Consider the following 2,262-nt stretch of genomic DNA (forward strand, 5'->3'; position numbering starts at 1 on the left):
TGGCGGTGGCCACCGGCGTGCTGCTCGGCGCCACCGCCCGCCGGGTGCCGGTGCTGCTCGACGGGCCGGTCGGGTTGGCCGCCGGCATGGTGAGCCGGGACCTGGCCGGGCAGGCCCGGCACTGGTGCCTGCTGGCCGACCACGGCGGGCACCCGGCCGTGCGGCTCGCCGCCGACGTGCTGGGCCTCACCCCGCTGCTCGACCTGCGGCTGGATCTCGGCGAGGGCGCGAACGCGCTGGTCGCGCTGCCGCTGTTGCGCTCGGTGCTGGCGCTGGCCGCCGCGCTGCCGGTGCACCCGTCGCTGGCTGGCGGTGACGACACCGACCCGGCCGGGGACGAGCCGGAGTCCACCGACCCGAGCTACGCCGACCCGGACCTCACCGAGCCGGACGTCACCGAGCCCGACTTCGCCGAGCCGGTGCCGGCCGGGCCGGGCCCGGCCAGCACCGGGACGGACGAGCAGCCAGCGTCGGGCCTGCGTGCCGGCTGAGCCACGACTGCTCGCGGGAGCCCGGCTGGCAGTCACCACGTTCACCACGCTGCCGGTGCGGGCCGGGCACATCGATCGCCCGGTCGCCGGCACCGCGATGACCCTCGCCCCGGTGGTCGGCGCGCTGCTCGGCGTCCTGCTGGCCGGTGTGCTGCTGCTGGCCGGCGCGCTCGCTCCCCCGCTGGTGGCGGCAGGCGTCACCGTCGGCGTCGCCGCACTGCTCACCCGAGGGCTGCACCTGGACGGGCTGGCCGACACCGTGGACGCGCTCGGCTCGTACCGGCGCGGCGCGGCCGCCCTGGAGATCATGAAGAAGCCGGACGTCGGCCCGTTCGGGGTGGTCGCCCTGGTGGTCGGACTCCTGGTGCAGGCGGCGGCGCTCGCCGACCTGGCGGGCCGGTCCTGGCCGGCTGCGCTCGCGGCGGTGGTCGCGGCGACCGCGGCCGGGCGGTTCGGTGTCACGGTGGCCTGCCGGCGAGGGGTTCCGGCGGCCCGGCCCGACGGGCTGGGCGCGCTGGTCGCCGGCACTGTCGGCCCGGTGGCAGTGGCCGCCGGCGCGGTCGCCGTCGTGCTGCTGGCGGTGCCCGCGGTGCCGGGCCGTCCGTGGCAGGGGCCGCTGGCCGTCGTCGCCGCGATCGCCGTCGCGCTGGCGCTGCTCACCCACGTGGTACGCCGGCTCGGCGGCATCACCGGCGACGTCCTCGGCGCGACCGTCGAGGTGGTCACCACGCTGGTCTACCTGGGTCTGGTGCTGTCCGGCTGAACCGGGCACGGCGAGCCGGGTAGCGTTCGCCTCGACAACACCGGCACGGCCACCGGGGGATCCCACCATGCTCATCACTGACGACTTCCTGCCCGTACCGGTGCCGGAGTCGCTCAGCGCGACCTACCTGGTGCCGATGACGGGGCTGCCGAAGGTCAGTGCGAAGACCGCGGTGGCGGCCCTGACCGGCCGGCTCGCCGAGCCGGTGCACGGGCTGGCCCGGCAGATGCTCGACAGTCCGCTGATGAGCGTCGACACCCGGCCGATCAGCGAGTTCCCGGAGCTGCCGCCGGACCTGCTCACCGCGTTCGGCGCCACCGAGGAGCAGTTGGCCCGGCTGGCGGCGGCGACGCACCTGGTGGTCGTCCAGGCCGAGTACCGGCCCGGCTGGCCGCCGGCACACGAGTGGGCCGCCCGGGCGGTCGCGGCGGCCGTGGCCGAATCCGTCGACAGCGACGTGGTGGACGTCTTCGGTCTGCAGTTCCTCGACCCGGCGACCGCGCTGCGGTCCCTCCCGGACGAGCAGGGCCGCATCCGGCTCGTCGACTGGGTGCTGGTGCCGTACTCCTCGGACACCGAGGGCCTGTGGTTCACCACGAAGGGGTTGCGCCGCTTCGGCCTGCTGGAGTTGCAGACCCAGGGGGTGCCCGACCACCTCACCCGCGCCTGGGGTGCGGTGATGACCGGGGCGGCCCGCCGGCTGCTGCGGGACTGGACCGACGGGCTCACCGGCGAGGAGGTGCCGGCGTTCGTGCAGCTGCCGGTGCTGGCGACGGTCACCGGGCACGACATCGCCGTGGCGTACGGCAATCCGGAGCAGCACGGTGCCACCGCCCCGGTGCTGCTCCGCCTCGAACTGGACCCGGCGACCGACCCGGAGGCCGACTCGTTCCTCAGCCTGCGCCCGCCGGCCGGGCATCCCGGCCCGGACGGGCGGTACTACGCCGCCGCCTGCGCCACGCTGTTCTCCGGCATCCAGCCGGACGTGCGCTACGCACGCTCCGGTGA

Annotated in this window: 3 protein-coding genes; all 3 read left to right on the forward strand. The window is 76.2% G+C overall.

Features of this window, described 5'->3' with window-relative positions; translation table 11 throughout:
- A partial coding sequence (locus tag KBX53_RS30285; RefSeq protein ID WP_210863115.1) for a nicotinate-nucleotide--dimethylbenzimidazole phosphoribosyltransferase occupies positions 1 to 491 on the forward strand: 491 nt, incomplete at its 5' end.
- Entirely contained in the window at positions 481 to 1,254 is a 774-nt protein-coding gene (locus KBX53_RS30290) for an adenosylcobinamide-GDP ribazoletransferase (RefSeq protein WP_210863117.1), read from the forward strand. The genes KBX53_RS30285 and KBX53_RS30290, both read left to right, overlap by 11 nt.
- A 67-nt stretch (positions 1,255 to 1,321) precedes the next feature.
- The coding region (locus tag KBX53_RS30295; RefSeq protein WP_210863119.1) for a DUF2314 domain-containing protein at positions 1,322 to 2,262 on the forward strand (941 nt) is incomplete at its 3' end.

The organism is Micromonospora sp. M51 (genome assembly GCF_018070305.1).
Lineage (GTDB): Bacteria > Actinomycetota > Actinomycetes > Mycobacteriales > Micromonosporaceae > Micromonospora > Micromonospora parva.